Annotated in this window: 1 rRNA gene; it reads left to right on the forward strand. The window is 42.6% G+C overall.

The window, feature by feature from the left end:
- Positions 1-143 precede the first annotated feature (143 nt).
- A 23S ribosomal RNA gene (locus KDU71_RS22870) occupies positions 144-390 on the forward strand; the annotation flags it as partial.

The raw sequence follows: 390 nt of genomic DNA on the forward strand, positions 1-390 counted from the left end.
GATATAATGGTTTTTAAGTTGGTTCGATTCCAACGATATCACAAGCTATAGGCCATCAGCTATAAGCTGTAAGCAAAAGCAAAAGATCTTTGACATATTGGCAACACAAATCAAAATCATAGACACCAACTAGGTGTGTGTAAAAGAAAGTAGAAAAGGGCGTACGGGGGATGCCTAGGCTCTCAGAGGCGATGAAGGACGTGATAAGCTGCGATAAGCTGCGGGGAAGTGCAAATAACTATTAATCCGCAGATTTCCGAATGGGACAACCCAGTATATTGAAGATATACTATCCATTTATGGAGGCAAACCCGGGGAACTGAAACATCTAAGTACCCGGAGGAAGAGAAAACAAAAGTGATTTCCTAAGTAGTGGCGAGCGAACGGGAA

Source organism: Carboxylicivirga sediminis (genome assembly GCF_018156225.1).
GTDB classification, from domain to species: domain Bacteria; phylum Bacteroidota; class Bacteroidia; order Bacteroidales; family Marinilabiliaceae; genus Carboxylicivirga; species Carboxylicivirga sediminis.